This window comes from Sphingopyxis microcysteis (assembly GCF_012274265.1).
Taxonomy (GTDB): Bacteria; Pseudomonadota; Alphaproteobacteria; order Sphingomonadales; family Sphingomonadaceae; genus Sphingopyxis; species Sphingopyxis microcysteis.
Window position 1 is genome coordinate 494,975 of record NZ_JAANYY010000003.1, and the last position, 25,594, is coordinate 520,568.

Sequence of the window (25,594 nt, forward strand, 5' to 3'; positions counted from 1 at the left end):
AGCGGATGCCTGTTAGGAACGGCGTGATGAAAAGCCCAAGCGACCAGCCTGCCCCCCAGATTTCCGTGATCGTCCCGGCCTATGGCGTGGCCCGGTGGCTGGGCGCCGCGCTGGATTCGCTGATCGCACAGGATTTCGCCGACTGGGAAGCGATCGTTATCGACGACGGCGCGCCCGATGACGTCGCCGGCGCGGTGCGACCCTATCTCTCCGATCCGCGGATCCATTTCCTCGCGACCGCGAATCACGGCGTGTCGGCCGCCCGCAATCGCGCGATCGCTGCCAGCCGCGCGCCGCTGATCGCGCTGCTCGATGGCGATGATCTGTTCCGACCATCGTATCTGGGGTCCATGGTCGCGGCGATGAACGATGATTCCCTCGCGGTCATTGCCGCGTGCAACGCGCGCGTGTTCGGCGCGGTGGCAAAGGAGGAACTGGTGATCGGCGACGACCAGAATCGCGGCGCGACGGCCAGCCTGGCCGATGTGCTGGACCGGCGCTTCATGATCTATATCGGCGCGACATTCCGGCGCGCCGCCTTTGACCGGGTCGGCGGCTTCGACACCTTGATGACAAATTCGGAGGATTTTGACCTGTGGGTGCGGCTGCTGATGGACGGCGGCCATGTCCGTTATGTCGATTCGGCGCTCGCCGACTATCGGGTCCGTCCGCGATCGGCGTCGGTCAGCCTGCTGCGGAACATCCGCGGCAACGTCCGGGTCTATGACAAGGTCATCGCCGCCATGCCGGGGAGCCATGAAGCCACGGTCGCCGCCGCCGTGCGCGCCGCCGACCTCGACCGGCTGGAGGTAGAGGAAGCGCTGGCAGCGGTCATTGCCGGCGACGTCCGGCCCGGGCTCGCGCGATTGCGCGCCGGGCGCCAATATCTGAACAACCCATTGTGGTCCTTCGCCTTCGCACTATGGAATGTCTTTCCGTGGCTCGCGCCGCCGATGCTGGCCTGGCGCCAGCGGCGACATCAGGGGTCAAGCCGCCGCCGCCCGGTGCGCGGCACGGCGCAGGGACAGGTGCAGCGCGTTTGAGCGATTTCAACGGTCAGGATGGCAAGGTCGATACGGCGAAATTCGGCGATCGCGTCCGCTCGGCCGTCATCTGGCGGTCGGGCAGCCAGATATTGGCGCAGATCATCACCTGGTCGTCGACGCTGCTGGTGATTCGCCTGCTCGACCCGGCCGACTATGGGCTGTTCGCGATGACGCAGGTCGTGCTCGCCTTCCTCGCCTTCCTGAACGGCTGGGGATTCGCGAGCGCCCTGGTTCAGTCCGATTCGGTCGATCCATTCCGGCTGCGACAGGCCTTCGGGCTGCTGCTGCTGCTCAACGGGATGCTCGCGGCGATCCAATATTTCGGCGCCCCGGTGGCCGCGGCCTATTATGGCCAGCCGATCGTCGCTGACCTGCTGCGCGTCCAGGCGCTGATCTTTCTCGCCACCCCCTTTATCGCACTGCCCGAAGTGATCATGAGCCGCGCGCTGGATTTTCGGCGGCAGGCGCTGGTCAATCTGGTCGCGGCGCTGGCGGGCGCCAGCACCGCGCTCGCCTGCGCGCTCGCGGGCTATGGCGTGTGGACGCTCGTCTATGCCCCGATCGCCCTGTTCTGGACGCGCGCGATCGGGCTGACCATCGTCGCGCGGCTGCTCGTCTGGCCGAGCTTCAACTTCAAGGGCTGCGGCCAGATCATCGGCTTTGGCTCGGCGATCCTTTTCAGCCAGCTGTTCTGGCTGGTGCAAAGCCAGTCCGACATCCTGATCGCGGGCAGTCGCTTCGATCCGCACGCGCTGGGCCTCTATGCCGAGGCGCTGTTCCTCGCGCAGATCTTCATGGCCAAATTTGTGCCGCCGCTGAACGAGGTCGCCTTTCCCGCCTATGCGCGGATCAAGCACGACGGCGATGCGGTGCGGTGGAGCTTCCTGAAAACCGTGCGCCTGCTGACGCTCGTCGCCGCGCCTTTCTATTGCGGCCTCGCGGTCACCGCGGCGCCGATGGTCGAAACGGTGTTCGGCACGAAATGGCTGGGGATGGTCCCCTATGTCCAGATTATCGCGCCGGCTCTGATGCTGATGACGGTGCAGATATTGTTCGCGCCGCTCGCCAACGCGCTCGGCAAGCCGTCGCTGGCGATGTTCAATGCGCTGAGCGGCGCCATCCTGTTTCCGACCGCCTTTCTGATCGGCGCACAATGGGGCCTGATCGGCATGGCGTGGGCGTGGCTGGTCGCCGCGCCGCTGCTGTTGCTCATCACGGCGTACCGCACGGCGCCGCTGATCGGGGTGTCGGTGTGGGAGGTCGGCCGCGCGATGTTGCCGGGATTGACCCCGGCGCTGGCGATGGCGGTCGGCGTCGGGCTGGCGGCGCAGCTGATGGCGCCGTTCGGGATTGCCGCGCCGCTACGGCTGGTGGCGCTCGTCGCCCTGGGCGTCGCGCTCTATGCCGGTCTGCTGTGGCTGCTCGAACGCGACGCGATTGCCGAAGTGGTGCGGCTGGTCGTGCGCCGCCAACCGCCCGCCGCGGAGGCCGCGACTCAGGAAGCGATATAGTCGCGCATCGCCGCCGCTTCGGCTTCGATGCGGTCGATGCGATATTTGACCAGATCGCCGATCGAAACAAAGCCGACGAGTTTCCCGCCTTCGACCACCGGCAAATGGCGGATACGCCGCTGCGTCATCTGCGATAGCGCGCCCATCACCGCGGTCGACGGTTCGCAGGTCACGGGCGATTTCGTCATCACATCGTCGAGCTGGCGATCCAGCGCCTCGGGGCCATAGGAAGACATCAGCCGAACCAGATCGCGTTCGGAAAAAATGCCGACGATCGCCTCGCCTTCCATTACCGGCACCGCGCCGATGCGATGCTGGGCGAGCAGATCGAGGACGGCGCGGACCGTATCTTCCTTGCGCGCCGCGATTACCGGGCCCGTACGCCCGCGGAGAATCGCTCCGATCGTCATGCCATGCCGCTCCCCATGTCGATTCTGTAGGGACAAAGTCTATCATGATTCGCGGCAAAGCCGAAACATCTGGTCGCATTCCATTCGCGCTTGGCCTTGGCCCCGGCTTGGTTCATGGAGGCGCGATGGTCAAACCCTCCCCGCTCGACAAGGACGCCACCGCGAAAACCGCCTGGGCGCGCTATCGCCGCCTGATGCGCGGCATGGTGATGGTGTCGCTGCTCGCCGTGGTCGGTGCGCTGGCTTGGCTGCGCTTCAGCATGGGCGAGGCGCTGAGCATCCACATGATCATCGCGACCGCGGCCGGTGTCGGCCTGTCGGTCATGCTCGGCGCCGCGCTGATGGGGCTGGTCTTTCTGTCGAGCGGCAGCGGGCATGACGAGGCGATCGAAGATCCGTTCGAAAATGATCCGGATTTGAAGCCATGACCGAAAACAGCGCCTCCAACGCCGCGCGCGACCCGATCCTGCGCGTGGTCCCGGCTCCCGCCGACATCAACAGCAATGGCCACATCTTTGGCGGCTGGGTTTTGAGCCAGATGGACATCGCAGGCGGCATCGTCGCCGCGCGGATCGCCCAAGGCCCGACCGCAACGGTGGCGATCGAGGCGATGGAATTCATCGCGCCGATCCTCTTGCGCGACATCATTTCGGTCTATGCCCATCTCGAACGGCGCGGGCGCACGTCGATGGGAATCCGCATCGAAGTCATCGCGACGCGCGGGCGCGGCCAGGAAGAGGTCAAGGTCACCGGCGGGCTGTTCACCTTCGTCGCGCTCGACGAGAATCACCGACCGCGCGCCTTGCCGCCGGTCTAAGGTCAAAGCCCTATTCGGGCTCGACAAACCGATAGTCGAAACTGCGGCTGTCGTTGGCCGGAACCCGGATCGCCCAGGTCAGCAGGCCATCGCGGCGCGGGAGCTTGCGCAGTCGCTTGTCGAGCTTCGGATCGGGATCGACGTAAAAGCCCAGCTCAAAATCGACCGCGAACGGATTGGCGTTGGTCACGGTGACGCGGTAGTCGTCGTCGGCCATCTTCGGCGCGCCGCCCTTGACGATATCGACGCGCACCTGGCTGCTTTCGCCGATGACCAGGTCGACCTTCTCGCCGACTGCATGATCGCGCACCGACCCTTCGCCGACGAGCAGCGATTCGTCGCCGCGCGGCGCGAATACCGCAAGCTGGCCGCTGGGCAGCGGAACGCCCAGTCGCGCCGCTTCCTTATTCTCCATGCGCAAGACGCGCTCGGTCTCCATCGACTCGAACCGGTCGTCCGGAGAACTGCGCAGGCGATAGATGGTCTTGAACGGCACGCGATCCTTGACCAGCAGCGCGACCTGTTTCTGCCCGTTGGCCGCGACCGTGACGGGAATCGGAACCCGGTACAGTTTCAGATCGCCCAGATCTTCCTGACTGGCCATCACCGCAATGGGCGCTGACATAAACTCGTAGCGGGCGACGCGCGATCCGGTCACGACGATATCCGATGCTTCATCAACAGACATCATCATTGGCGGCGGCGCGGGGGGCGGCGGCGGCGTGCCATAACGGCCGGTCCCGAGCGGAAAACAGCTGAGCCGCAGCGGCGGCGACTGCGGCACATCGGCCAGCGCCTTGAAATCGGAAACCTTGTTCAACGTCCCGGCGATCGCCGCCAGCCGGGCGTCGGCAAAGCTTTCGGCATTGCTGTTGGCAACGGTGAGCCACGCGAACAGGTCGAGCGTCCGGCCATCCGCCGCAACCCGCGCGACATAGTTGCTCGCCCAATCGAACCCCGTCGCGAGGTAGGTCAGCGTCACCGCCGCCCGCTGCGCCACCGGACTGCGCGTCGTGACCGACAGCGTCGGCTTGGCGGTCAGCCCCGCCGGTACCCCGGCATAGACGATCGATTCGGGCAGCCCGGTGCAGCGCAGCGATTCGAACCCCGCCGCCGTTTGCAGCACCACCGCGCCTTGCGGTCCCGACCGGATGATCGCTTCCTCCTCGCTGACCCGCCCGGTGGCCCGATCGGTGCGGCGGATATGGACGCGATTGCCGAGCGACCCGTCGAGCAGGCTGGCGGGCGAAAGCAGCGCGGCGTCGCGATTCTTCTGCACCACGCCGCCGGGCAGGCCGGTGACGATCGCCGAGACCGCGATCATGCCTTCGGCAACGCCCTCGAAACGCACCACCGATTCGCCCGCGGGCAAATCAATCGTCCGCGTTTCAGAGATCAGCGCAAAGCCGTTCAGCCAGCCCGGCTCGATTTCGCCGCCTTCGCTGCGCCCGGGATCGCGAAAGACGCTGACCGCGACCGCATCGGGCGCGACCGAGGTCACCACCGACTGCGCCGCGGCGGGCGACGCGGCGAGCATCAGCAGCAAGAGCAGCCAGCGGCGCATCGCTCGGCTGTCAGTAACGCGTTTCGAAGGTCGCGGTGATCGTCACCTCACCGTTGGCGGGCATCGCGACCCGCCATTTCGTCCCGTCGCTGTCGAGCCGCTCGCTTTTCTGGCTTTCGGTGATGATGCGCGTGTCGTCCCAATACCAGTCGAGCCCGCGCTGGACGAGGTCGATCGTCACCGGCTGCGCGCGCGCGTTGGTGAGCAGATAGGACATCGAGGTGCGCCAAATGCGCGGCGACATCCGCTCGCGTTTCACCACCGTCGACTGCACCTTCACATCGAAGGCCTCGCCGGTCGCCAGCCCCAGCTCGCTGCCCATCGGGGTGTGGCCGATGCTGTTCTCGCCAATGAACTGCGGATCGCCGCGCAGATCGCGCTGATAGAATCGCACCGTCCCGGCCGGGAGCGCATCGCCCAGCCCGCCGCCCTTCGCACTGGTGTTGAACTTGATGACGCTCGCCGCGCTGCGCGGCTCGGTCATCGTGTCAAAGCCCGCGACGCTATATTCATAGATTTTCTGCGCGGGCACCCCGCTGACGTCGAGGAAGCTGACCTGTTTGGTCTGGGCGTTGGCGATCGTCGTTCGTTCGGCGAGCGGATAGAGATAATAGTCGCCAAGCTGTTCGCGCGGCGCGGTTTCGGTCCCGGCGCGGCGGATATTGCCCGGCGGCGTCGGGCGATAGCGGCTGTTGGCCGCCTGCCCCGACGGCGTTCCCGCCACCAGCAGCGTGCGCGCCTCGTCAAAGGTGGTGCCGGTGCTGTTATTCAGCGTCACCCACCCCTGGACATCGACCGTCCCCGTCTTTTCGTCATAGAGCGAGACATAGTCGGCCGACCAGCCGAGCCCGCCGGTCAGGTATGACAGCGTGGCGGGACGCGTACCGGCGCGCTGGCTGTCGACCGTGATCGACAGCGTCGGCTTGGCGCGCAGGTTCGTCGGAATCTTGTCGAAGATGACGCGCACCGGCATGCCATCGTCGCGCAGCACCTCGATCCGCGGCCCGATCTGCAACACCACCCCGCCATTGACCGCCAGCACCTTGGCGCGCTCGCGCGTTTCGGCGCCGGTCGCGACGTTGGTGCGCAGCAGCGTCACCGTCTCGCCGACCGCCTTTTGCATCAACGCGTTGGGCGACAGCAGGTCATAGTCGAAATTCTGCTCGACGATCGCGGTGCCGTCGGCGGCAAAGGACACCGTCTGCGGCCGGATCTGCGCCGAGACGTCGGGAAATTCCTGGCGCGAGCGCCCGGTCCGGAAGGCGATCTGACGGATGTCCTGCACCAGCGCCTGCCCGCCATTATAGATGGTGACCGACAGCTGGCCCTGCGCATTGCCCGCCGTGGGATCCTGCGCCGTCGCCGGTTGGCCTGCCCACGCCAAGGCAACGACGATCGCCCCGCAAGTCCTTGCCAAAGCGCGCATAAAAAGCCTCCCCGCAGATGGTTCGGCGGGGAGGCTATGGCATGTCGTGGTCGATGACCAGCGCGAAGATGTACTTCTATTCGGCCGCTTCGACGCCGGGGTTGCGCGCCGCCAGCGTGCGGCGGGTGCGGCGCGGCTTGGCGGTGGGCGCTTCCTCGTCGCCGGTCGCGGCGTCGACTTCGGCGCCGCGTTCGGGGCGGCCGATGGCGGGGGGGAGCACTGCCGTGTCGATACCGGCACTGCCGCTATCGTCATTGCCGCCCGCCTCGACCGCGCGCGGACGGCGCGGGCTGCGGCGACTGGCGCGCGGCGCCGGGGCTTCCTCGGCGACGGTTTCGCCGTCGTAACCGCTCGCGTCATCGCCATCGCTGTTCCGCGCATCGCTGCGCCCTTCGTCGCGATCGCGGCGCGGGCGGTCCTGCGACTGGCGGTTGCCGCGATGATCATCGTCGCGGTCGCCGCGCGTGTCGCGATTGCCGCGCGCTTCGCGCTGGCTGCGTTCGGGGCGGTCCCCGCGATCGTTGCGGTCCCCGCGGTCATTGCGGTCATTCCGCTCGCCGCGATTGTCGTCGCCATTGTCGTCGCGGTCGGCGTCCATATCCAGATCGCTGTCGTCATGGCCGTCGAAATCTTCGACGCCGCGAATCTCGCGCTGGCGGTCCTGCCCGCGTTCCTGGCCGTTCGCCGCCGCCTTTTCTTCCTGACGCGCGCGAAAATCGCTCACAACGCGGAAATAATGGTCGGCGAACTGAAGATAATATTCGGTCTGCACGCGGTCCCCGGCCAGCTGCGCGTCGCGCGCCAGGTTGCGGTATTTCTCGATCATCTGGGCGCCGTTGCCGCGAGCGCGGCTGTCGATACGGTTCGCCTGATCGACCCCACCGCGGCCGCCCGATTGCGACCGGTTGTTATTGTTGTTGCTGTTGTTGTTGCGGCCGCGACGGCGACCGCTTTGCCGGTTGTTCATGTTCAACTGAGACATCCTGTCGAAAAGCTAATAAGCTATGCCAACCCCTTTTGGCCGACCGCGCATCTTGCGCGTCGTGCCCGCGCGCCTTGCGCGGTTCTTGCCCTTTACCGCTCGTCTGGACCCGGGCCCGGTACGAACATCGTAAGTGGGAAGCAGATCCGCCGGACCAGTATCGATGCTTGGCATCGCCAAAGGTGTCCCAGCCGGGTCTGTGACTGGCCCCTACCCCGCTTTGCGGCGAAAACCAAGCAATATTTGCTTGTGTGTCTCAGCTGCGGGTCAGCAAAAGCGCGCGGTCGCGGCCACCCAGATCCTGGCGGCACGCGGCGGCAAACCCTGCGGCTTCGGCAAGCTCCGACACCGACGCACGTTGCCGATGCCCGATTTCAAGCACCGCCGCGCCGCCGGGGGCGAGCAGTCGCGGCAGATCAGGGATGATCCGGCGGTAATCGGCGAGCCCGTCGGCACAGGCAAACAGCGCCCCCGCCGGCTCATGATCGGCGACATCGGGCATCAGCGGCTCATCGGCGCCGATATAGGGCGGGTTGCAAAGGATCAGGTCGAACGGCCCGTCGATACCCGCGCCCCAGTCGCCCGCGCGAAAGGAAGCACGGTCCGCCATCCCCAACTCCCCGGCATTGTCGCGCGCATAGGCCAGCGCCTGTTCGGACGCATCGACCCCGACCCCGGTTGCTTCGGGAAATTCGCTCAGGGCGGCCAACAGCAAGGTCCCCGGCCCGGTGCCGAGATCGAGCACCCGCGACGGCCATCCCGCCCCGCGTTCGCGCGCGAGATCGAGACACGCCTCGACCAAGGTCTCGCTGTCGGGGCGCGGGACCAGAACCCCCGGCCCCACTTCGATCCGCAGCGTCCAGAAATCGCGGTAACCCACGATATAGGCGACCGGCTCGTGCGCCATGCGCCGCGCGACCAGATGCGCGTAAAGCTCGGGCACGTCGTACCGCGCCGGATCGAGCAGCACATCCTGCCGCTCGACCCCCAACGCATGCGCCATCAGCAGCTCGGCATCGAGCCGCGGCGTGTCGCTGATCCCGGTCAGCAGGTTAGTCGCAGTGCGGAGCGACTCGGCCACCCCCGCATAAGTCGGGCGGTCAGTCACCCAGCCCCGCCAGCCGCTGCGCCTGGTCCTCGGCGATCAGCGCGTCGATCAGTTCGTCCATCGCCCCCTCGATGATTTCGGGCAAGCGGTGGAGGGTCAGGTTGATCCGGTGGTCGGTCACCCGCCCTTGCGGGAAATTATAGGTGCGGATGCGTTCGGAACGGTCGCCCGATCCGACCATCGACTTGCGCGCCGACGCCTCGGCGCTGTGGATCTTCTCGCGCTCAAGGTCATAGAGCCGCGCGCGCAGCACCTGCATCGCCTTGGCGCGATTCTTGTGCTGGCTGCGCTGGTCCTGCTGGATGACGACCAGCCCCGACGGAATATGCGTGATGCGGATCGCCGAATCGGTCGTGTTGACGTGCTGGCCGCCCGCGCCCGACGCGCGATAGATGTCGATCTTGAGATCATTGTCGTTGATCGCGACGTCGATCTCCTCGGCCTCGGGCAGCACCGCGACGGTCGCAGCGCTCGTGTGAATGCGCCCCTGGCTTTCGGTCGCGGGGACGCGCTGGACGCGGTGGACGCCGCTTTCGAACTTCAGCTTCGCGAACACCCCCTGCCCGCTCACCGACGCGACAACTTCCTTGTAACCGCCCATTTCGGCCTCGTTCGCCGAGATGATTTCGACCTTCCACCCCTGTCCGTCGGCATAGCGGCTGTACATGCGCAGCAGGTCGCCCGCGAACAGCGCTGCCTCGTCACCGCCGGTCCCGGCGCGAATTTCGAGCATCGCGGCGCGCGCGTCGGCGACGTCCTTGGGCAGCAGCTTGATCGCAAGGTCATGCTCGGCCGCAGGCAGCGCCGCCTCGACCGCCGCAATTTCCTCGGCCGCCATCGCCTTCATCTCGGGATCGGTCAGCATTTCGGTGAGCGAAACCAGTTCGCCGCGCAACCGCACAACCTCGCGCGCCGCCGTGGCGACGGGCTCCAGCTCGGCAAACTCCTTCGACGCCGCAACAAAATCTGCAGGCGCCATGTCGCCCGTCGCCATGCGCGCCTGCAAGGCGGCGTGGCGTTCGATGATGGCGTCGATCTGCTTTTCGGAAACGGAGGTCATCTAATCCTCCCCGGAACGGGGAGGGGGACCGCCGCGAAGCGGTGGTGGAGGGGGCGCGCGGCCTCACGCGACGTCGAAGACCGGGAACCCCCTCCGTCAGCGCTACGCGCTGCCACCTCCCCGCAAGCGGGGAGGATTGGTATGTGCTTGGTCGAAACGCTCGTCATCTATTCGCTATCATTTCAATTCTTCGTCATCCCGGACTTGATCCGGGATCCATGACCGCCGGTGCCGCATGGACCCCGGATCAAGTCCGGGGTGACGATGGTCCTAATTGCCTATTTTTCTAGTCAATAGAACGGTGGCGTGAGGCACCAGACCATCGGACAAATCTACTTCAAAGTTCTGGCGGATGATCGCGTCCAATGCTTCTGCCGTTAAGGTCGTGTCCTGATCATCTCGCCCAAATGCAAGTCGAGCGCACACCACCCCCGGCGGAGCGGAAGGTGGCATGTCCGTCTTGATAATCCAGTCAGCCCTAAATCCCCGTGCCCGCTGGTAACGCTTCTTGACCGAGCCCGCGACGATTTGCTCAACGGCGATACCGCTGCGCCGAAAAAGTGAACTGATCTGAACGGCAAAATTTTCGGAACTTAGATCATCGGCGACCACGACCAAAGCGGGACGATATTCAACCGGCTCCTCCACCAACATCGCCAACCGCTCGATCCCCGCCGCCCAGCCGACCGCCGCGGTCGGCGGGCCGCCAAGCGCCTCGATCAGTCCGTCATAACGCCCGCCGCCGAGCACGGTGCCCTGCGCGCCCAGCCGGTCGGTGACGAATTCAAACGCCGTATGCCGATAATAATCGAGCCCGCGCACCAGCCGCGCATTGCGCTCCCACGCTACGCCCGCGGCGTCGAGCCCCGCGGTCACCGCCCCGAAGAAGTCCTGCGCCTCGCCGGTGAGGAACGCATCGATGTCTGGCGCGCTGTCGGCAATCCGGCGGTCCTTGGGGTCCTTGCTATCGAGGATGCGCAGCGGGTTCTTGTCGAGCCGCGCAAGGCTGTCCTCCGACAAATCCGCCCGATGGCCCATGAAATGCTCGACCAGTGCCGCGCGCCAAGCGTCGCGGCTCGCCGCATCGCCCAGCGTGTTGAGCGTCAGCGTCACGCCCTCGGCGATCCCCAATTCCTTCAGCAGTTGATCGGCGAACACCAGCAGTTCGGCGTCGGCGAGCGGGCTGTCGCTGCCGAGGACTTCGGCATCCAACTGGTGGAACTGGCGATAACGGCCCTTCTGCGGGCGTTCGTAACGGAACAGCGGCCCGTGCGTCGCCACCTTCAGCGGCGCATATTGCTGCCAGCCGTTGGTGATATAGGCCCGCGCGATCCCCGCGGTAAATTCGGGGCGCAGCGTGATCGATTCGCCGCCACGGTCATCGAACGAATACATTTCCTTCGACACCACGTCGGTGGTTTCGCCCAGCGAGCGCGCGAACACCGCGGTCGGTTCGATCACCGGCACCTCGATCCGCTTGTAGCCATACAGCCGCCGTACGCGTTCAAATGTCTCGACCACATGCGCGAAGCGATCGGCGAAATCACCCAGCATGTCCTGCGTGCCGCGCACGGCCTGCGGGGTCGCGATCTTGGCGGATTTATCCTTGCTCATGCGCGCGGCGTCTAATCGATTTTCGCGGAGGCGCAAAGGGGACAAACCCCTCCCCTTCAGGGGAGGGGCAGCGAGACTTGGCCCGGCTCTTGCCGGGCCTTAGTCGAGCGGGGTGGGGGCCAGCGGCCTTGCCCGACCTCGACAGCCCCCACCCCAACCCCTCCCCTGAAGGGGAGGGGCTAAGTCTGGACCTCACGCCCATTTCCCGCCACAACCCGTCCATGAAAAAACAACTGCTCGTCGCATCCGCCCTGATCGCCGCCATCCCTGCCGCCTTTGCGCAAACCGGCAACAGCCGCCCGCAGCCGGTGGTCCAGCCGCACGTCATCCCGTTGCCCGCCGACAAGCCCTATCCCGGGACCATGCAGCTTCGCGTCGATGCCACCGACGTCGCGCGCGGGATCTTTCGCGTGCGCCAGACGATCCCGGTCGCCAGGCCCGGCAAGCTGACCCTGCTCTATCCCGAATGGCTGCCCGGCAAGCATGCGCCGCGCGGCGCGATCGCCGAAATGGCGGGGTTCAAACCGAGCGCGGGCGGCAAGCCGCTGACGTGGACGCGCCAGCCGACCGATGTCTATGCCTTCGACGTCGATGTCCCGCCGGGGGTCAAGACCGTCGACGTCGCGTTCGACTTCCTGTCGCCGACGCGCACCAGCGAGGGGCGTGTCGTTGTCACCCCGGCGATGATGAACCTGCAATGGGAACAGGTCAGCCTCTACCCCGCCGGCTATTTCACCCGGCAAATCCCGGTGCAGCTGGAAGTGACCTTGCCCGAAGGGTGGACCGGCGCCGCGGCGCTCGACGGGCTGAAAGTTTCGGGCAACCGCTACAGCTTCGCCCCGACAAATTACGAGGTGCTGGTCGACAGCCCGATGTTCGCCGGGCGCCATTTCCGCAAATGGAACCTCGGCCAGAATGTCACGCTCAACGTCGTCGCCGACGAGGCCAAATATCTCGACGCCCGCCCCGACCATATCGCGCGCCACGCGGCGCTGGTGTCCGAAACCGTCGCGCTTTTCGGGTCGCGTCCGTTCGACCGTTATGAATTCCTCCTCGCGCTGACCGACGAGATGGGCGGGATCGGGCTGGAACATCATCGCAGCAGCGAAAACAGCCGCAGCCCCGACTATTTCACCGAATGGGACGAGAATGACCATATCCGCGGCCTGCTCCCACACGAGCTCGTCCATAGCTGGAACGGCAAATATCGCCGCCCCGACAAATTATGGACGCCCGATTTCCGCACCCCGATGCAGGGCAATCTGCTGTGGGTTTATGAAGGGCAGACGAGCTATTGGGACCTTGTCCTTGCCGGCCGATCGGGGATGCAGTCGAAAGAGATGATCCTCGGCGAATGGGCGACGCACGCGGGCTTTTACAGCGCGCAGCCAGGGCGCGAATGGCGCGCGGTCGAGGATACGACGCTCGACCCGGTCATCGCGGCGCGCAAGCCCAAGCCCTTCGCCAGCTGGGCACGCGGCGAGGATTATTACAATGAGGGATCGCTGACCTGGCTCGAGGCCGACTTGCTGATCCGCCAGGCCACCAACGACGCCAAAAGCCTCGACGATTTCGCGCGCGCCTTTTTCGGCGGGCGCGAGGGTGATTGGGGGCAGGACGCCTATGATTTCGACGATGTCGTCGCGGCGCTGAACGCCGTGCACCCTTATGATTGGGCGCGGTTCCTGCGCGAACGGTTGCAGACGCCGGGGCAGGGCGCGCCGGTCCGCGGCATCGAGCGCGCCGGATACCGGCTGGCGTGGCGCGATGCCCCGAATGTGTACGACCGCGACCGCATGGCGCAGGCAAAAAACCTCGACCTGACGCACTCGCTGGGGATGACGATCGACAAGGACGGGGTCGCGGGCGCGATCCTGTGGGATGGTCCGGCGTTCAAGGCCGACATCGTCAATGGCACCAAAATCGTCGCGGTCGACGGCACGGCCTATAGCCGGGAGCGGCTGGAGGCCGCGATCCGCGCCGCGACCGACGGCAAGACCCCGGTGCGGCTGCTCGTCGAGCGCGGCGGCCGCTATCGCCAGATCGACCTTGCCTATCATGGCGGGCTGCGCTGGCCGCATCTGGAAAAGGTCGGGACAGGACCGGACTGGTTCGACCGGCTGGTGGCGCCGAGGCGGGCTCTCTAACACCCTCTCCTTCAGGGGAGGGCAGCGAGACTTGGCAGCTTGCTGCCTTAGTCGCAGCGGGTGGGGCCATCGGCCTTGCGCAAGGCCGATGGCCCCACCCCAACCCCTCCCCTGAAGGGGAGGGGCTTAAAGCCTCGACTTTCCCCGCCACCCGGCGCTAAAGGCGCCCGCGATTCAAAAAACCAAAAGGACTCCACTCTCCCATGCGCATCGACCTGATCCCCGCCGGTGACAATCCGCCCGATAGCCTCAACGTCCTGATCGAGGTGCCGATCGGCGGCGAGCCCGTGAAGTACGAGTTCGACAAGGCGTCGGGCGCGCTGTTTGTCGACCGCTTCCTTCACACCCCGATGCGCTATCCCGCCAATTACGGCTTCGTCCCGCACACGCTGGGCGAGGATGGCGATCCGCTCGACGCCCTCGTCGTCGCGCGCTCGCCGATTGTCGCGGGTGCGGTCGTCAAATGCCGCCCGATCGGCGTGCTGCTGATGGAAGACGACGCCGGCGGCGACGAAAAGCTGCTGTGCGTCCCGGTCAACAAGACCTTCCCCTATTATGCCGATGTCGCGAGCTACACCGACATGCCGCCGATTGTGCTGCAACAGATCGAGCATTTCTTCACCCATTACAAAGATCTCGAACCCGGCAAATGGGCCAAGCTCAACGGCTGGGGTGATGTCGATGAAGCCAAGCGCATCATCGTCGACTGCGTCGAGCGGGCGAAGAAGGTCGGGTTTTAAGTCGATTGCCCATTGAATCGCCATCCCGGCGAAGGCCGGGATCTCGCCGCCGCGTGGTTACGATAGGGTGAGATCCCGGCCTTCGCCGGGATGACGAATACCAAACAAGATCAGTCTTTACTCTCGTCGTCCGCCAACACCCGCACATCGGTCCGCGGATAGGGTATCCGAATCCCCGCTTCCTGGAACCGGTCCCAGATCCCCAGAAACACCTCGCCCTGGATATTGCCCAGCCCCGCCTCGGGATCGGAAATCCAGATGCGCAGTTCATGCTCGACCGCGCGTTCGCCGAATGCGGTGATCCACACCGCGGGCTCGGGTTCGTCCAGGATGCGCGGGTTCGCCTTCGCGGTCTCGACGATCAGCCGCTGCGCCAGCCGCAGGTCGGCGTCATACGGCACCGGAATCCGCATCCGCACCCGCACCTCGGGGCTCGCATAGCTCCAGTTTTCGACCGCCTGCGTCATCAGCAGCTCGTTCGGGATCAGGTGCTTTTTCCCGTCGCGGGTCACGACATTGACCGCGCGCACCCCGATCTTGGCGACGCGCCCGACATTGGGCATCCCGCCCGGCAACGTCGATCCGCCCATGCTGCTGCCATCGCCGACGACCAGCACGTCACCGGGCTTGATCGACCGGTCCATCAACAGGATGATCCCGGCGATCAGGTTGCCGACGGTTTTCTGCAACCCGAACCCGATCGCGAGGCCCGCGGCGCCCGAAAACACCGCCAGCGCGGTCAGGTCGATGCCGAGCAGGTCGATGCCGAACAGCATCGCAAACACGAACAGCGCGATCGCGATCAGCTTTTCGGTAAGAAGCCGCTGCGTCTGGTCGATGCGGGTGTTGCGGCGGAGCAGCCATTTCGTCGCGCGCAGCACGATCTTGACCGCGAGATACAGCAGGATGGCGACAACCACGGTCGAAAACAGGCTGTAGAGCGACAGGCGGTACGCGCCGACATCGAGCCCGATCGCCTTCATCGCGATCACCATCCCGTCGAACCCCTCGCGCAGATTGGCCGCGGCGCTCATAGCGCGGCAAATCCGCGGGTCAGATCGGCGATCAGGTCGGCCGGATCCTCCAGCCCGATCGATAGGCGCACCAGCGGGTCGGGATCGGTCCACCGGGTCGCGGTGCGGACGGGGTTGCCCGGCACGACCAGGCTTTCATAGCCGCCCCAGCTGAAGCCGATGCCGAACAGCGCCAGCGCATCGATAAAGCGCGCCCGCGCCGCCGTGTCGGCATCCTTCAGGGTGAAGCCGAACAGCCCGCTGGTTCCCGAAAAGTCGCGCGCCCAGATCGCATGACCCGGATCGCTGGCAAGCGCCGGGTGCAGCACGCGACCGACTTCTGGCCGCGCGGCGAGCCAGTTCGCGACCGCCAGCCCGTTTTCGTCATGCCGCGCCATCCGCACGTCGAGCGTGCGCAGCCCGCGCAGCATCAGCGCGCAATCGTCGGGCGAGACCGCCTGCCCCAGCTGATACGCCGCACTGCGCAGCCGCGGCCACACCGCCTTGGTCGCGGTCAGCGACCCCATCATCGCATCGCTATGGCCCCCGACATATTTGGTCAGGCTCATCATTGTCACGTCGACGCCATGCGCGAGCGCCGAAAACAGCAAGGGCGTCGCCCAGGTGTTGTCGAGCATCGTCAGCACGCCGCGCTCGCGCGCTACCGCGGTGATCGCCGGAATGTCCTGCACCTCGAAGGTCAGGCTGCCGGGCGATTCGAGAAAGATCAGCCGAGTTTGCGGGGTGATCAAGTCGGCGATGCCCGCGCCAACCAGCGGATCATAATAGGTCGTCGTCACGCCGTAGCGGGCGAGCAGCCCGTCGCAAAAAGCCCGCGTCGGCTCGTACGCGCTGTCGACCATCAGCAGATGGTCGCCGGGCGCGAGCAGCGCGAGCAGCCCCGCCGAATTGGCCGCAACGCCCGAGGGATAGAGCAAAGTCCCCGCCGCCCCCGGCTCCATCCCGGTCAGCGCATCGGCGAGCGCCCACACCGTCGGCGTGCCGCGGCGGCCGTAATAAAGCTTGTCGTGCGTCGCATGTCCGCGCGCGTCGAGATCGGCGACATTGTCGTAAAGGATCGTCGAGGCGCGCCACACCGGCGGATTGACCACGCCGCCGCCCAGCCGCGGATCCCCCGTCCACTCGGGCCGCCGCCCGCCCTGCACCAGCCGGGTGGCGGGGCGGAGGCTCTCGTCGTCACTTTTGCTCATCCGCCCCTGTTAACGACACGCGGAACAAAATCCAGAGGTGGGCTTTGCTCCGCCCGCGCAGCGGGCTTTTCATTATCTCACACGAAGACACAAAGAGGGCAGTTCATTCGCGTGCGATTTGCGAATGAACTGCCCTCTTTGTGTCTTCGTGTGAGTCAAAATAGCGCTACGCGCGGGCATCGATTGATCGCCCGCGCCTCACGATACCCGCTTCAAGCCGCGCCGGTCGCCTTCGGCGTCGCCGGGTCAGCGCCCCATTCGGTCCAGCTGCCGTCATACACCGCGACATCGTCCTTGCCGAGCAGGTGCGCGCCAAAGGCAACGACGGTTGCGGTCATGCCGCTACCACAGGTCGCAACGAGCGGCTTGTCGAGGTCGATTCCCGCGGCGTCGAACGCCGCCTGCAGATCATCGCCACGCTTCCACGTGCCGTCGGCGTTGAACAGCGCGCTGTGCGGCAGGCTGCGCGAACCGGGGATATGCCCCGGCGCCACGCCCGGACGCGGGTCGCGTTCTTCGCCGGTGAAGCGCGCCGCGGGGCGCGCATCGACGACCTGTTCGGCGCCGCTGGCGACATTCGCCAGCATCTGGTCCTTGGTCCGCACCGCTTTCGCGTCGCGCCACACGGTGAAGTGACGATGGCGCAGCGTCTGCTTGCCCATTTCGAGCGCGCGGCCCTCGGCCTTCCACTTTGCCAGCCCGCCGTCGAGCAGCGCAACATCATGCGCGCCGAACAGCTTCAGCAGCCACCACGCCCGCGCCGCGCTTTTCAGCGGGCTGTCGTCGTACAATACGATGCGGCTGCCGTCGCCCAAACCGAGCGATTGCATGCGGCTGGCGAATTTTTCGGCGGGCGGCGCCATATTGTCGACGGCGTTCGACACGTCGGTCAGCTCGGCCAGGTCCATGAACACCGCGCCCGGGATATGCCCCGCCTCATATTCGCCGCGCGCGTCGCGGCCTGCGTCATCCATGAATTTCGTCGCGTCGACGACCCGCAGGTCCGACGCCCCCAGTTCGCGTTCCAGCCAGTCGGTTGAGACCAAGGCGTCCATGTCATGCTCCTGTTACGACCGATCGGAACTTTACCCGTCCCTTCGCCGGTCATCCTGCGCCGTTCTTTCCGGGGAGGCCAAGCCTATGCCCCGCCGTGCTCTTTTTCAAGCACGGTGGCGCTGTGCCTCAGCCCATGCTGCGCTGCAACAATAATTCGCGGTTCGCCACCGCGTCGCGCGATTCTATTGGGCGCGCTTGATCGCGGTCGCGCGCGCGCCCGGCGCATCGACCTGATAGGATGGGCGGTCGAGCGGCAGCGGCGCCAGCTTGTCGCTCGCCCCCGTCCCCTGTTCGCGGCCCAGCACAAAACTCCCGGCATTCTGGCCGAAAGCCTCACCCTCGCCATCCCAATGATAGGTGACGTCGAACGCGATCACCGGCACCAGCATCGGTTTGCCGCCGATCATCAGCGGTTCGATCGCAGCGCGCGGCAGCATGACTTCGGTCGACAATTCCTCGCCCGCCCCGGCATCGAGCGTCATATCGTCGCGCAGCACGCTGCCCCCCGCCCCGTCAAAGAAACGGCTCAGCACCGGCTCGGGCATCGCCGAGCCCTGGTTGAGCGCGATGCGGACCATCAGGCCGGTCGCGGGCATGATGCCCTGATTGATCAGGTGGAGCGAGAAAGCGACCACGACATGATCGGGGGCAAAGCGGATGCCGCGAATATCGAGCGCCATGCCGACCACTGCGCGGCGTTCGCCCGCGGCGCGATTGACCAGCGGCGACGCGGCGCGCGGCGCGGGCCGCGGGGGGGCCGGACGCGGCGCGTCGGCGACAGCATCGTCAACCCGGCCCGCCAGCGCCGGACGTCGGCGCCAGTACCAAAGACCGGCGCCCAGCGCGGCGAGCACCGCGAGCGCCCAGGCCCACAGCGGCGTGCCCGACGACCCTTCATCGGGCGCCGCGGCGGCTGCGGTGTCGCCGGCTTCGGGCGCGGCCGCGACGGGCGGTGCCGCAACCTCGGGGATCGTCGTTTGCAGCGGCGGCAGGTCGGCGGCGCCCTGCCCCGGCGAATCGGGCACCGCATCCGCGGTCGCGGGTGGCGCCTGCGGCGTCTGTGCGGGTGCGGGCGCGGGGTCGCGCCGGGTCAGGGTCGGGGCGGGCGACGCCCCTGTCGTCGTGGTCGGTTGGGTCGGGGTCACGCGCGGCGGCGTCGCGGGCGCGGTCTGCGTCGGCGCGGGCGCGGGCGTCGGGGCTGGCGAGGGGGCGCGATTGTCGTTGGGGCCAACCGGCGGCAGGCCGTTGTCCGACGGACCCTGCACCCCGGGGGTCCGGCCGTCATTGGCGGGCGGCAGGCGAAAGATCGACGATGGCGCCGGGGTCGGCGCGGGCGACTCGGTCTGCTGCGCGGCGATGGGAGCCGCCGCGCCGACCGCGATCATCGCAGCCGCCAGCGGCAAAGCCGCCCGCCACCGTCCCTGCCGAAATTTCCGCACCGTCATTGAAATGTCCGCGATCCCAAACTGCTGATATGCTAGCGGCGCCACTGAATTGGCGCTGAACCGGGCCATCCACGGGATGACAGCGGCCGCGCGCGTCCCTAGATGGTTTCGATGACCGATTCTACCCCTGCGCCGCTCGCGCCGAAACATCTTGGCCAGTCGAGCGACCTTCCTGCCGCACCCGAAGCGGCGATTCTCGACTATGTGCCGAACCCGCGCGCGGGCGAGCTTTATCTGGTCCGATTCGCCGCGCCCGAATTCACCTCGCTCTGCCCGGTCACCGGCCAGCCCGATTTCGCGCATCTCGTCATCGACTATGCCCCCGGCGAAACGATCGTCGAATCGAAAAGCCTGAAGCTGTTCCTCGGCTCGTTCCGCAACCATGCCGGGTTCCACGAGGATTGCACGGTGGGCATCGGGCGCCGCCTGTTCGACGAAATGCAGCCGCGCTGGCTGCGCATCGGCGGCTATTGGTACCCGCGCGGCGGGATCCCGATCGACGTCTTCTGGCAGTCGGGATCGCCGCCTGCGGGCCTGTGGCTGCCCGATCAGGGCGTCGCACCCTATCGCGGGCGGGGGTGATGATTCATCTTTCCGTCACAAAATATTGACATTAGTGTCAGCGATATGACCGCCGCCTCGCTCCCGCACGACCACGCCATCGCCGTGGGTTCCGACCAGATCGATTTCATGGGCCACGTCAACAACGCCCATTATCTCAGCTGGGTTCAGGAAGCGGTGCTGTCGCACTGGCGCCACATCGCGCCGCCCGAAGCGGTGGCACAGCATCTGTGGGTCGCGCTGAAGCACGAGATCACGTACCGCCGCCCCGCCTTCCTCGACGATCAGGTCATCGCGACCGTTATCCTCGAAAAGGTCCAGGGCGCGCGCGCCTTCTACGAAACGATCATCAAGCGCGGCGAAGATGTGCTGGCCGAGGTCAAATCGAGCTGGTGCTGCATCGACGCCCAGACGCTGCGCCCGGCGCGCCTCGCCAGCGACGTCATCGCGCGGTTTTTCCCGGGCGAGAAGGGTTAGATACCCCCTATCCCGTCATCCCGGCGAAGGCCGGGATCTCGCCCTCTCGAATTTACGCGCCGGTGAGATCGTGCCGGGAGTCACGTGCCTCCCGACACCCTCCGCCGGGATGACGAGTTGAGATATGGCAGCGCCCGCCCCCTAAGCCGCCACAAACCGGATCGGCAGCCGCTTCAGTCCGCCGACAAACACCGACTCCACCCGCGCCGGATCGCCCGCCAGTTCCAGACTTTTCAGCCGCGGCAGCAGCTCCTCCATCAATATCCGCATCTCCATCCGCGCCAGATGCTGGCCCAGGCATACATGCGCGCCGAACCCAAAAGCGATCTGCGGATTCTTCTCGCGGTCGGGATTGAACGCAAACGGATCGGCGAACACATCCTCGTCGCGGTTGGCCGACACATAATTCAGCATCAGCCAGTCGCCTTCGCGGATCGTCTGCCCGCCGATCTCGACATCCTCGCGCGCGCTGCGCATGAAATGCTGGACCGGGGTGGTCCAGCGGATCGCCTCCTCGATCAGCCCCGCCTTGTCGGCCTCCGCCTCGCGAAAGCGCTCGAACAGCGCGGGGTTCTTCGCCAGCTCCATGATCGCCCCCGCGGTCGACGCGCTGGTCGTGTCGTGCCCCGCGGTCGCGACGATCATGTAATAGCCCGACATTTCGCGATCGGGGATCTGCTCGCCGTTGATCGTCGCATTGGCGATCACCGTTGCGATGTCCTCGCGCGGGTTGGCGCGGCGTTCGGCGGTCAGGGCGCCGAAGTAATTTTCGAAATCGGCGATGACATAGTTCAGCATCGCGATCGCCTGCTCGGCGCTGGTGATCGCCTCGCGGCTGCGGTTCAGTTCGGGGTCGGTCGGGCCGAACAATTGCTGCGTCAGCATCAGCATCCGCGGCTCGTCTTCGGGCGGCACCCCCAAAATGTCCATGATGACGCGCAGCGGATAATGCGCCGCGACGTCGCGCGCAAAATCGCATTCCCCGCCCGCTGCCAGCATCTGATCCACGGTTTCGCGGGCGATCTGCCGGATGCGATCTTCGACGATCTTCAGATTTTTCGGCATGAACCAGCTCTGCGTCAGCAGCCGGTATTTCATATGGTCGGGCGCATCCATCTGGACCAGCGAGCGGATCAGGTGGCCGTCATTGTTCGGCGTGGCGGCGCGCGCCAGCGCCTCGCCATCGCGGTTGGTCAGCACCGTCGGGCGGATGCCGTTGGCGAAGCGCTGCGGATCACGGCTGATTGCCATGATGTCGGCGTGGCGCGTGACGAGCCAGAAGGGGTCGTGATCGTGGTTTTCCGCCACCGCCAGCGGCATGTTCGCGCGCGCCCACGCCAACTGTTCGTGCAGCGGGTCCCATTGGCCGTATGCGACGGGGTCGACGACGGCGGCGGCTACCTCTCCAGGCAATATCGGTTTTGTCATGAAACTGATGCTGCCGCGATTCGGGGGGCTTGTCGAGGGGGCAAGGGCAGACAAATCGACCGTAGCCCTGAGCTTGTCGAAGGGCGCTTCTCGGTGAGGCGCCCTTCGACAAGCTCAGGGCTACGGCGGATATGTCAGGCGCTATTCCGCAACCGCTGGCGCGCCCGCGGGCATCGCGCTGGCCCATTCGGCGCGGGCCTTGCGGATCATCGCCTTCAGCGCGTCAGCATGGCGCTGCCATGCGGCGGCGGTCGGCGCGCTCCACGCATCGCCGGCTGCGGCGCCCAGTTCGGCCACCGTCATATCGATAAAGGCATCATATTCGGCGATCGGCAGCGCGCCATAGCTGCGGTGAGTGAACACCAGTTCGGCGACCAGCGGCCACACCCAGCCCTCGCCCTGCGCCAGCCCCAGCATCATCTGCAACGTCTCGTCGGTCATCCGCCGCGATGCGGCGTCGACCGAAATGAAGCTGGCGCGACGTTCCGGGAACGCCGCGAAAAACCGCTCGAACAGCGGTTGGCGTATCTCGATGCCCGCGTCGGCGACGGCGATCAGGCTCGCCTCCATCAACGCGGCATCGCGATCCACCGCCGACACCCCTCTTCGTCATCCCGGCGAAGGCCGGGATCTCGCCGGTGCGTAAAATCGCGACGGCGAGACCCTGGCCTTCGCCGGGGTGACGTCAAAAGGACCGACAGGAAACATCACTTGAACAAGCTACCCAAAATCCCGCGCATCAACTGGCCGCCCAGCTTGCCCGCAACCTGCCGCCCAATGCTCGTCGCCGCCGACCGCGCCGCCGACTGCACCATTTTCTCGGTCATCGACGGCTTGGCGGCCTCGCGCGCCGCCGCCTTTTCCAGCCGCAGCCGCTCGCGTTCCTCTGCCGCCTTGCGCTTCGCCTCTTCCTTCGCTGCGATCGCCGCCTGCTTATCGGCCTCGGCCTGCGCCTTGGCCTCGATCGCCGCCGCCTGCGCCTGCTCGGCCTTGGCGGCGAGCAGCTCTTCGGCGCTTTCGCGGTCGACGACGGTGTCATATTTGCCCTCGACCGGCGAGATCGACTTGATGATCGCGCGCTCCTTGGCATCGAGCGGCCCGGCGCGCGAACAGGGCGGCTTGATCAGCGTGCGCTCGACCGGCGACGGCGCGCCGTCGGGCATCAACAGCGAGACGAGCGCTTCGCCGACCTTCAATTCGGTGATCTCGCGCGCCACATCGACCTTCGGGTTAGGGCGGAAGGTGTCGGCGGCGGCCTTCACCGCCTTCTGGTCACGCGGGGTGAAGGCGCGCAGCGCGTGCTGGACACGGTTGCCGAGCTGGCCCGCGACGTCCTCGGGAATGTCGATCGGATTCTGCGTCACGAAATAGACCCCGACGCCTTTGGAGCGGATCAGCCGCACGACCTGTTCGATCTTTTCGGTCAGCGCGGGCGGCGCGTCGTCGAACAGCAGATGCGCCTCGTCAAAAAAGAAGACGAGCTTCGGTTTGTCGGGGTCGCCGATTTCGGGCAGCGTCTCGAACATTTCGGACAGCAGCCACAGCAGGAAGGTCGCGTAGAGCTTGGGACTCGCCATCAGCTTGTCCGCGGCCAGGATATTCACATAGCCGCGGCCATTGTCGTCGCAGCGGATCATGTCGTGAATATCGAGCGCGGGTTCGCCAAAGAAATGCGCCCCGCCCTGACTCTCGAGCGTCAGCAACTGGCGCTGGATCGTGCCGACGGTCGCCTTCGACACATTGCCATATTTGGTCGTCAGCTCATCGGCATTTTCCGCGCACCACGCCAGCATCGCCTGCAAATCGCCAAGGTCGAGCAGCAGCAGATTCTGTTCGTCGGCAACGCGGAACGCAATGGCGAGCACGCCCTCCTGTACTTCGTTGAGGCCCATCAGCCGCGCGAGCAGCAGCGGTCCCATTTCCGAAATCGTCGTGCGAATGGGATGCCCCTGTTCACCGAACAGGTCCCAGAAGATCACCGGATTGTCGCGATAGGCCCATTCGCTGTCGCCAATCTCGGCCGCGCGCGCGGCAAAGATGTCGTGCAGCTTCGACATCGGGCTCCCCGCCATCGCCATCCCGGCGAGGTCGCCCTTCACATCGGCGACGAACACCGGAACGCCGACCGCCGAGAAGCCTTCGGCCAGACCCTGCAAGGTCACCGTCTTGCCCGTCCCCGTCGCCCCGGCGATCAGCCCGTGCCGGTTCGCGCGCTTCAGCACCAGCGATTGCCGCGGCCCGTCCGGCGCGCCGCCGCCGCCAAGGCCGATATAGATTTCGCTCGCCGTGCTGCCGTCGCTCACCCGCTGTCCTCCATTTTTGGTCCGTTCAAAGGTCTAGAATGGCATGGCAGGTCAGGCAATCGCCAAACGGGTGTAAGCGCCGATGCGAAACGGCGCGGGAACGGCGCGAAGCAAAAAATTCAAAGCCGCCGATCCTCCCTGTGGCGAAGCCATGGGGAGGTGGAAGCGCGAAGAGCTGACGGAGGGGCAATGGCGCTGCCGTCGCTAAGCCCCTCCACCATCCCCGCTTTCGCGGGGACGGTCCCCTCCCCATCGCTACGCGACAGGGAGGATTATTTCCTCATCGTCATCCCGGACCTGATCCGGGATCCATGACGACGGCGCGGCCATGGATCCCGGATCAAGTCCGGGATGACGATAGTCTGGAAATGACCGGAAGTGGACGTACGTCATTCCTCTCTCCCCTTGTGGGAGAGATACGAAGGCTTGGCAGCTTTGCTGCCTAGCCGCAGTTGAGAGGGGGCTTGCGCGTGCTGGCGTCTACCCCCCTCACCAAGCTTCGCTAGCTCCTGACGGAGCAAGCTGCGCTATCCTCTCCCTCAAGGGGAGAGGAGGTTGCGGCAGCTCCCCACTCCGTTTCAGCCCTTCGGTACCTCTCCGGCTGAAATGACGGCAGTCGGCCGGTTGCGGACATTGGTCTTCCGTGCGATGCTTCCAGTCATGAGCTACTCGGCGACGATATTTTCGATAGCTGTTCTGTGGTCATCGATGGTTTCTGAAGGACGGGAACCTGCTGCGTTAACCAGCCCCCAAGCCGCCGCTGAGCAAATCACCCAATGTGGCGCAGGCGCAGTCGATATCCGATATGATGATCTACTGCAGTCTTATGTTCTCACCGTTCGTGATGCGACAGAAGCGCAGCTCCGTTGCGTCGAAACGGCTGCCGGATATCACGAGGTCGAGTTGCAGCCGGAGCTTCAGAAAGCGTTCGATGAGATAAGAGCGGCCAAATATTCAGCAGTTTATCAAGATCACGCGGTCGCTTGGCTGTCCTCGCGGGGCCTTCTTGATAAGGTGCCAAAGTTTCGAGCCGGCGTGACAGATGTAATGGCATTCTCCGGAAAGATGGAGATGTTTTGTGGGCCCGCCGCCAAGGGCGCTTTGCAATCAGAATACGGCCCCCGCACCATCAGTCCCGAATGGCTTCGAAAGATTCCTCTGCCACCCAGAGCCGAAGACGACGAGGCGATATCGTGCCTGATGGCAACCGCGTCTGTTGCGGGATTTGAGCTGAGTTTTATCGGGAACGAAGCGTTCGCTGAGTAGGTCCGCTCTCCACCCCAAAACCGCCACCCATCACCCCATGATGAACGCGTTCAGCTTGTTCCCATCCGGATCGCGGAAATAGCCCGCGTAAAAGCCATCGCCGCGCGGTCCCGGCGGGCCTTCGCAGGTGCCGCCATTGGCGAGCGCAATGTCGTAGAGGCGCTGGACCTGATCCTTGTCCTTGGCCTCCAGCGCCACCATCACACCATTGCCGACGCTCGCGGCATTGCCGTCGAATGGCTTGGTGAGCCCGATCCCGGCCGCGCCGCCCGGCTTGCCCCAAGCGATGAAGGTGTCGAACTCCATCATCCGCGGCGTGTCCAGCTCGGCGGCGATCGCGTCATAGAAAACCGCGGCTTTCGCTAGGTCGTTCGTCCCCAGCGTCACATAACCGATCATTGCCGTCTCC

The 25,594-nt window shown here is 65.8% G+C and carries 24 protein-coding genes; 9 read left to right on the top strand and 15 right to left on the bottom strand.

The window, feature by feature from the left end:
- Positions 1 to 26: 26 nt before the first annotated feature.
- Together G9408_RS16580 and G9408_RS10165 are read left to right on the top strand one after the other, a co-directional pair.
- Entirely contained in the window at positions 27 to 1,043 is a 1,017-nt protein-coding gene (locus G9408_RS16580) for a glycosyltransferase family 2 protein (RefSeq protein WP_235957673.1), read from the top strand.
- On the top strand, positions 1,040 to 2,557 hold the full coding sequence (locus G9408_RS10165; RefSeq protein WP_235957674.1) for a lipopolysaccharide biosynthesis protein: 1,518 nt from the start codon (positions 1,040 to 1,042) through the stop codon (positions 2,555 to 2,557). Before G9408_RS16580 ends, G9408_RS10165 begins: the two co-directional genes overlap by 4 nt.
- Here G9408_RS10165 and G9408_RS10170 read toward each other — a convergent pair.
- A complete protein-coding gene (locus G9408_RS10170; protein WP_120215151.1) occupies positions 2,542 to 2,967 on the bottom strand; it encodes a CBS domain-containing protein in 426 nt (141 codons plus the stop codon). The genes G9408_RS10165 and G9408_RS10170 overlap by 16 nt on opposite strands.
- A gap of 125 nt (positions 2,968 to 3,092) precedes the next feature.
- Between G9408_RS10170 and G9408_RS10175 the strand changes: the two genes are divergently transcribed.
- A complete protein-coding gene (locus tag G9408_RS10175) occupies positions 3,093 to 3,395 on the top strand; it encodes a hypothetical protein (protein ID WP_168453879.1) in 303 nt (100 codons plus the stop codon).
- Positions 3,392 to 3,784: an acyl-CoA thioesterase gene (locus G9408_RS10180; RefSeq protein WP_168453880.1), complete on the top strand. Its 393-nt coding sequence runs from the start codon at positions 3,392 to 3,394 to the stop codon at positions 3,782 to 3,784. The genes G9408_RS10175 and G9408_RS10180 overlap by 4 nt, the downstream gene beginning before the upstream one ends.
- A gap of 10 nt (positions 3,785 to 3,794) precedes the next feature.
- Here the strand turns inward: G9408_RS10180 and G9408_RS10185 are convergent, their stop codons facing one another.
- From G9408_RS10185 to hisS, 6 genes are all read right to left on the bottom strand, one after another.
- Entirely contained in the window at positions 3,795 to 5,348 is a 1,554-nt protein-coding gene (locus G9408_RS10185; protein WP_168453881.1) for a DUF4139 domain-containing protein, read from the bottom strand.
- 10 nt (positions 5,349 to 5,358) lie between these two features.
- Positions 5,359 to 6,774 carry a DUF4139 domain-containing protein gene (locus G9408_RS10190; protein ID WP_168453882.1) on the bottom strand — a complete coding sequence of 472 codons (1,416 nt, stop codon included), beginning with the start codon at positions 6,772 to 6,774 and terminating at the stop codon, positions 5,359 to 5,361.
- Between the two features lie 76 nt (positions 6,775 to 6,850).
- Positions 6,851 to 7,756, bottom strand: coding sequence for a DUF4167 domain-containing protein (locus G9408_RS10195; protein WP_168453883.1), 906 nt, complete (start codon positions 7,754 to 7,756; stop codon positions 6,851 to 6,853).
- A gap of 256 nt (positions 7,757 to 8,012) precedes the next feature.
- Positions 8,013 to 8,864 carry a peptide chain release factor N(5)-glutamine methyltransferase gene (gene prmC / locus G9408_RS10200; protein ID WP_328804438.1) on the bottom strand — a complete coding sequence of 284 codons (852 nt, stop codon included), beginning with the start codon at positions 8,862 to 8,864 and terminating at the stop codon, positions 8,013 to 8,015.
- Positions 8,857 to 9,924, bottom strand: a complete 1,068-nt coding sequence (prfA, locus tag G9408_RS10205; RefSeq protein ID WP_168453884.1) for a peptide chain release factor 1 — start codon at positions 9,922 to 9,924, stop codon at positions 8,857 to 8,859. Before prfA ends, prmC begins: the two co-directional genes overlap by 8 nt.
- Before the next feature lie 270 nt (positions 9,925 to 10,194).
- Positions 10,195 to 11,538 carry a histidine--tRNA ligase gene (hisS, locus tag G9408_RS10210; RefSeq protein WP_235957677.1) on the bottom strand — a complete coding sequence of 448 codons (1,344 nt, stop codon included), beginning with the start codon at positions 11,536 to 11,538 and terminating at the stop codon, positions 10,195 to 10,197.
- Between the two features lie 221 nt (positions 11,539 to 11,759).
- On the opposite strand from hisS, the gene G9408_RS10215 reads away from it, so the two are divergent.
- Both G9408_RS10215 and ppa read left to right on the top strand, forming a co-directional pair.
- Positions 11,760 to 13,685: a M61 family metallopeptidase gene (locus G9408_RS10215; protein ID WP_168453885.1), complete on the top strand. Its 1,926-nt coding sequence runs from the start codon at positions 11,760 to 11,762 to the stop codon at positions 13,683 to 13,685.
- 203 nt (positions 13,686 to 13,888) lie between these two features.
- Positions 13,889 to 14,425 carry an inorganic diphosphatase gene (gene ppa / locus G9408_RS10220; RefSeq protein ID WP_168453886.1) on the top strand — a complete coding sequence of 179 codons (537 nt, stop codon included), beginning with the start codon at positions 13,889 to 13,891 and terminating at the stop codon, positions 14,423 to 14,425.
- A 110-nt stretch (positions 14,426 to 14,535) separates the two neighbouring features.
- Here the strand turns inward: ppa and G9408_RS10225 are convergent, their stop codons facing one another.
- From G9408_RS10225 to G9408_RS10240, 4 genes are all read right to left on the bottom strand, one after another.
- Positions 14,536 to 15,459 (bottom strand): mechanosensitive ion channel family protein, encoded by a 924-nt coding sequence (locus tag G9408_RS10225; protein WP_168453887.1) that lies wholly within the window; start codon positions 15,457 to 15,459, stop codon positions 14,536 to 14,538.
- Positions 15,456 to 16,649, bottom strand: a complete 1,194-nt coding sequence (gene metC / locus G9408_RS10230) for a cystathionine beta-lyase (RefSeq protein WP_168453888.1) — start codon at positions 16,647 to 16,649, stop codon at positions 15,456 to 15,458. Before metC ends, G9408_RS10225 begins: the two co-directional genes overlap by 4 nt.
- A 212-nt stretch (positions 16,650 to 16,861) precedes the next feature.
- Positions 16,862 to 17,704, bottom strand: coding sequence for a 3-mercaptopyruvate sulfurtransferase (gene sseA, locus G9408_RS10235; protein ID WP_168453889.1), 843 nt, complete (start codon positions 17,702 to 17,704; stop codon positions 16,862 to 16,864).
- A gap of 183 nt (positions 17,705 to 17,887) precedes the next feature.
- Positions 17,888 to 19,150, bottom strand: coding sequence for a hypothetical protein (locus tag G9408_RS10240; RefSeq protein WP_168453890.1), 1,263 nt, complete (start codon positions 19,148 to 19,150; stop codon positions 17,888 to 17,890).
- A 111-nt stretch (positions 19,151 to 19,261) separates the two neighbouring features.
- Between G9408_RS10240 and queF the strand changes: the two genes are divergently transcribed.
- On the top strand, positions 19,262 to 19,732 hold the full coding sequence (gene queF, locus G9408_RS10245; RefSeq protein ID WP_168453891.1) for a preQ(1) synthase: 471 nt from the start codon (positions 19,262 to 19,264) through the stop codon (positions 19,730 to 19,732).
- A 45-nt stretch (positions 19,733 to 19,777) separates the two neighbouring features.
- Entirely contained in the window at positions 19,778 to 20,188 is a 411-nt protein-coding gene (locus G9408_RS10250) for an acyl-CoA thioesterase (RefSeq protein WP_168453892.1), read from the top strand.
- A 141-nt stretch (positions 20,189 to 20,329) separates the two neighbouring features.
- On the opposite strand, the gene G9408_RS10255 is transcribed toward G9408_RS10250, so the two are convergent.
- The 3 genes from G9408_RS10255 to G9408_RS10265 all read right to left on the bottom strand — a co-directional run bounded on the left by G9408_RS10255 (position 20,330) and on the right by G9408_RS10265 (position 23,919).
- Positions 20,330 to 21,616, bottom strand: coding sequence for a cytochrome P450 (locus G9408_RS10255; protein WP_168453893.1), 1,287 nt, complete (start codon positions 21,614 to 21,616; stop codon positions 20,330 to 20,332).
- 141 nt (positions 21,617 to 21,757) lie between these two features.
- Positions 21,758 to 22,207 carry a globin gene (locus G9408_RS10260; RefSeq protein ID WP_168453894.1) on the bottom strand — a complete coding sequence of 150 codons (450 nt, stop codon included), beginning with the start codon at positions 22,205 to 22,207 and terminating at the stop codon, positions 21,758 to 21,760.
- A gap of 116 nt (positions 22,208 to 22,323) precedes the next feature.
- Positions 22,324 to 23,919, bottom strand: a complete 1,596-nt coding sequence (locus G9408_RS10265) for a helicase HerA-like domain-containing protein (RefSeq protein ID WP_408021870.1) — start codon at positions 23,917 to 23,919, stop codon at positions 22,324 to 22,326.
- A 606-nt stretch (positions 23,920 to 24,525) separates the two neighbouring features.
- Between G9408_RS10265 and G9408_RS10270 the strand changes: the two genes are divergently transcribed.
- A complete protein-coding gene (locus G9408_RS10270) occupies positions 24,526 to 25,185 on the top strand; it encodes a hypothetical protein (protein ID WP_168453895.1) in 660 nt (219 codons plus the stop codon).
- Positions 25,186 to 25,215: 30 nt separating this feature from the next.
- On the opposite strand, the gene G9408_RS10275 is transcribed toward G9408_RS10270, so the two are convergent.
- The gene (locus G9408_RS10275; protein WP_168453896.1) at positions 25,216 to 25,584 is read right to left on the bottom strand and encodes a VOC family protein; all 369 of its coding nucleotides are present in this window, start codon (positions 25,582 to 25,584) and stop codon (positions 25,216 to 25,218) included.
- Between the last annotated feature and the right edge of the window lie 10 nt (positions 25,585 to 25,594).

Bases quoted from the DNA above. Each gene is read 5' to 3' on its own strand.
- G9408_RS10240 (WP_168453890.1), bottom strand. From the start codon at position 19,150: ATGACGGTGCGGAAATTTCGGCAGGGACGGTGGCGGGCGGCTTTGCCG.
- G9408_RS10190 (WP_168453882.1), bottom strand. From the start codon at position 6,774: ATGCGCGCTTTGGCAAGGACTTGCGGGGCGATCGTCGTTGCCTTGGCG.
- G9408_RS10175 (WP_168453879.1), top strand. From the start codon at position 3,093: ATGGTCAAACCCTCCCCGCTCGACAAGGACGCCACCGCGAAAACCGCC.
- G9408_RS10255 (WP_168453893.1), bottom strand. From the start codon at position 21,616: ATGACAAAACCGATATTGCCTGGAGAGGTAGCCGCCGCCGTCGTCGAC.
- G9408_RS10195 (WP_168453883.1), bottom strand. From the start codon at position 7,756: ATGTCTCAGTTGAACATGAACAACCGGCAAAGCGGTCGCCGTCGCGGC.
- G9408_RS10275 (WP_168453896.1), bottom strand. From the start codon at position 25,584: ATGATCGGTTATGTGACGCTGGGGACGAACGACCTAGCGAAAGCCGCG.
- G9408_RS10270 (WP_168453895.1), top strand. From the start codon at position 24,526: ATGACGGCAGTCGGCCGGTTGCGGACATTGGTCTTCCGTGCGATGCTT.
- sseA (WP_168453889.1), bottom strand. From the start codon at position 17,704: ATGGACGCCTTGGTCTCAACCGACTGGCTGGAACGCGAACTGGGGGCG.
- ppa (WP_168453886.1), top strand. From the start codon at position 13,889: ATGCGCATCGACCTGATCCCCGCCGGTGACAATCCGCCCGATAGCCTC.
- hisS (WP_235957677.1), bottom strand. From the start codon at position 11,538: ATGAGCAAGGATAAATCCGCCAAGATCGCGACCCCGCAGGCCGTGCGC.
- queF (WP_168453891.1), top strand. From the start codon at position 19,262: ATGACCGATTCTACCCCTGCGCCGCTCGCGCCGAAACATCTTGGCCAG.
- G9408_RS16580 (WP_235957673.1), top strand. From the start codon at position 27: ATGAAAAGCCCAAGCGACCAGCCTGCCCCCCAGATTTCCGTGATCGTC.
- prfA (WP_168453884.1), bottom strand. From the start codon at position 9,924: ATGACCTCCGTTTCCGAAAAGCAGATCGACGCCATCATCGAACGCCAC.
- G9408_RS10250 (WP_168453892.1), top strand. From the start codon at position 19,778: ATGACCGCCGCCTCGCTCCCGCACGACCACGCCATCGCCGTGGGTTCC.
- G9408_RS10180 (WP_168453880.1), top strand. From the start codon at position 3,392: ATGACCGAAAACAGCGCCTCCAACGCCGCGCGCGACCCGATCCTGCGC.
- G9408_RS10215 (WP_168453885.1), top strand. From the start codon at position 11,760: ATGAAAAAACAACTGCTCGTCGCATCCGCCCTGATCGCCGCCATCCCT.
- G9408_RS10170 (WP_120215151.1), bottom strand. From the start codon at position 2,967: ATGACGATCGGAGCGATTCTCCGCGGGCGTACGGGCCCGGTAATCGCG.
- G9408_RS10225 (WP_168453887.1), bottom strand. From the start codon at position 15,459: ATGAGCGCCGCGGCCAATCTGCGCGAGGGGTTCGACGGGATGGTGATC.
- G9408_RS10185 (WP_168453881.1), bottom strand. From the start codon at position 5,348: ATGCGCCGCTGGCTGCTCTTGCTGCTGATGCTCGCCGCGTCGCCCGCC.
- metC (WP_168453888.1), bottom strand. From the start codon at position 16,649: ATGAGCAAAAGTGACGACGAGAGCCTCCGCCCCGCCACCCGGCTGGTG.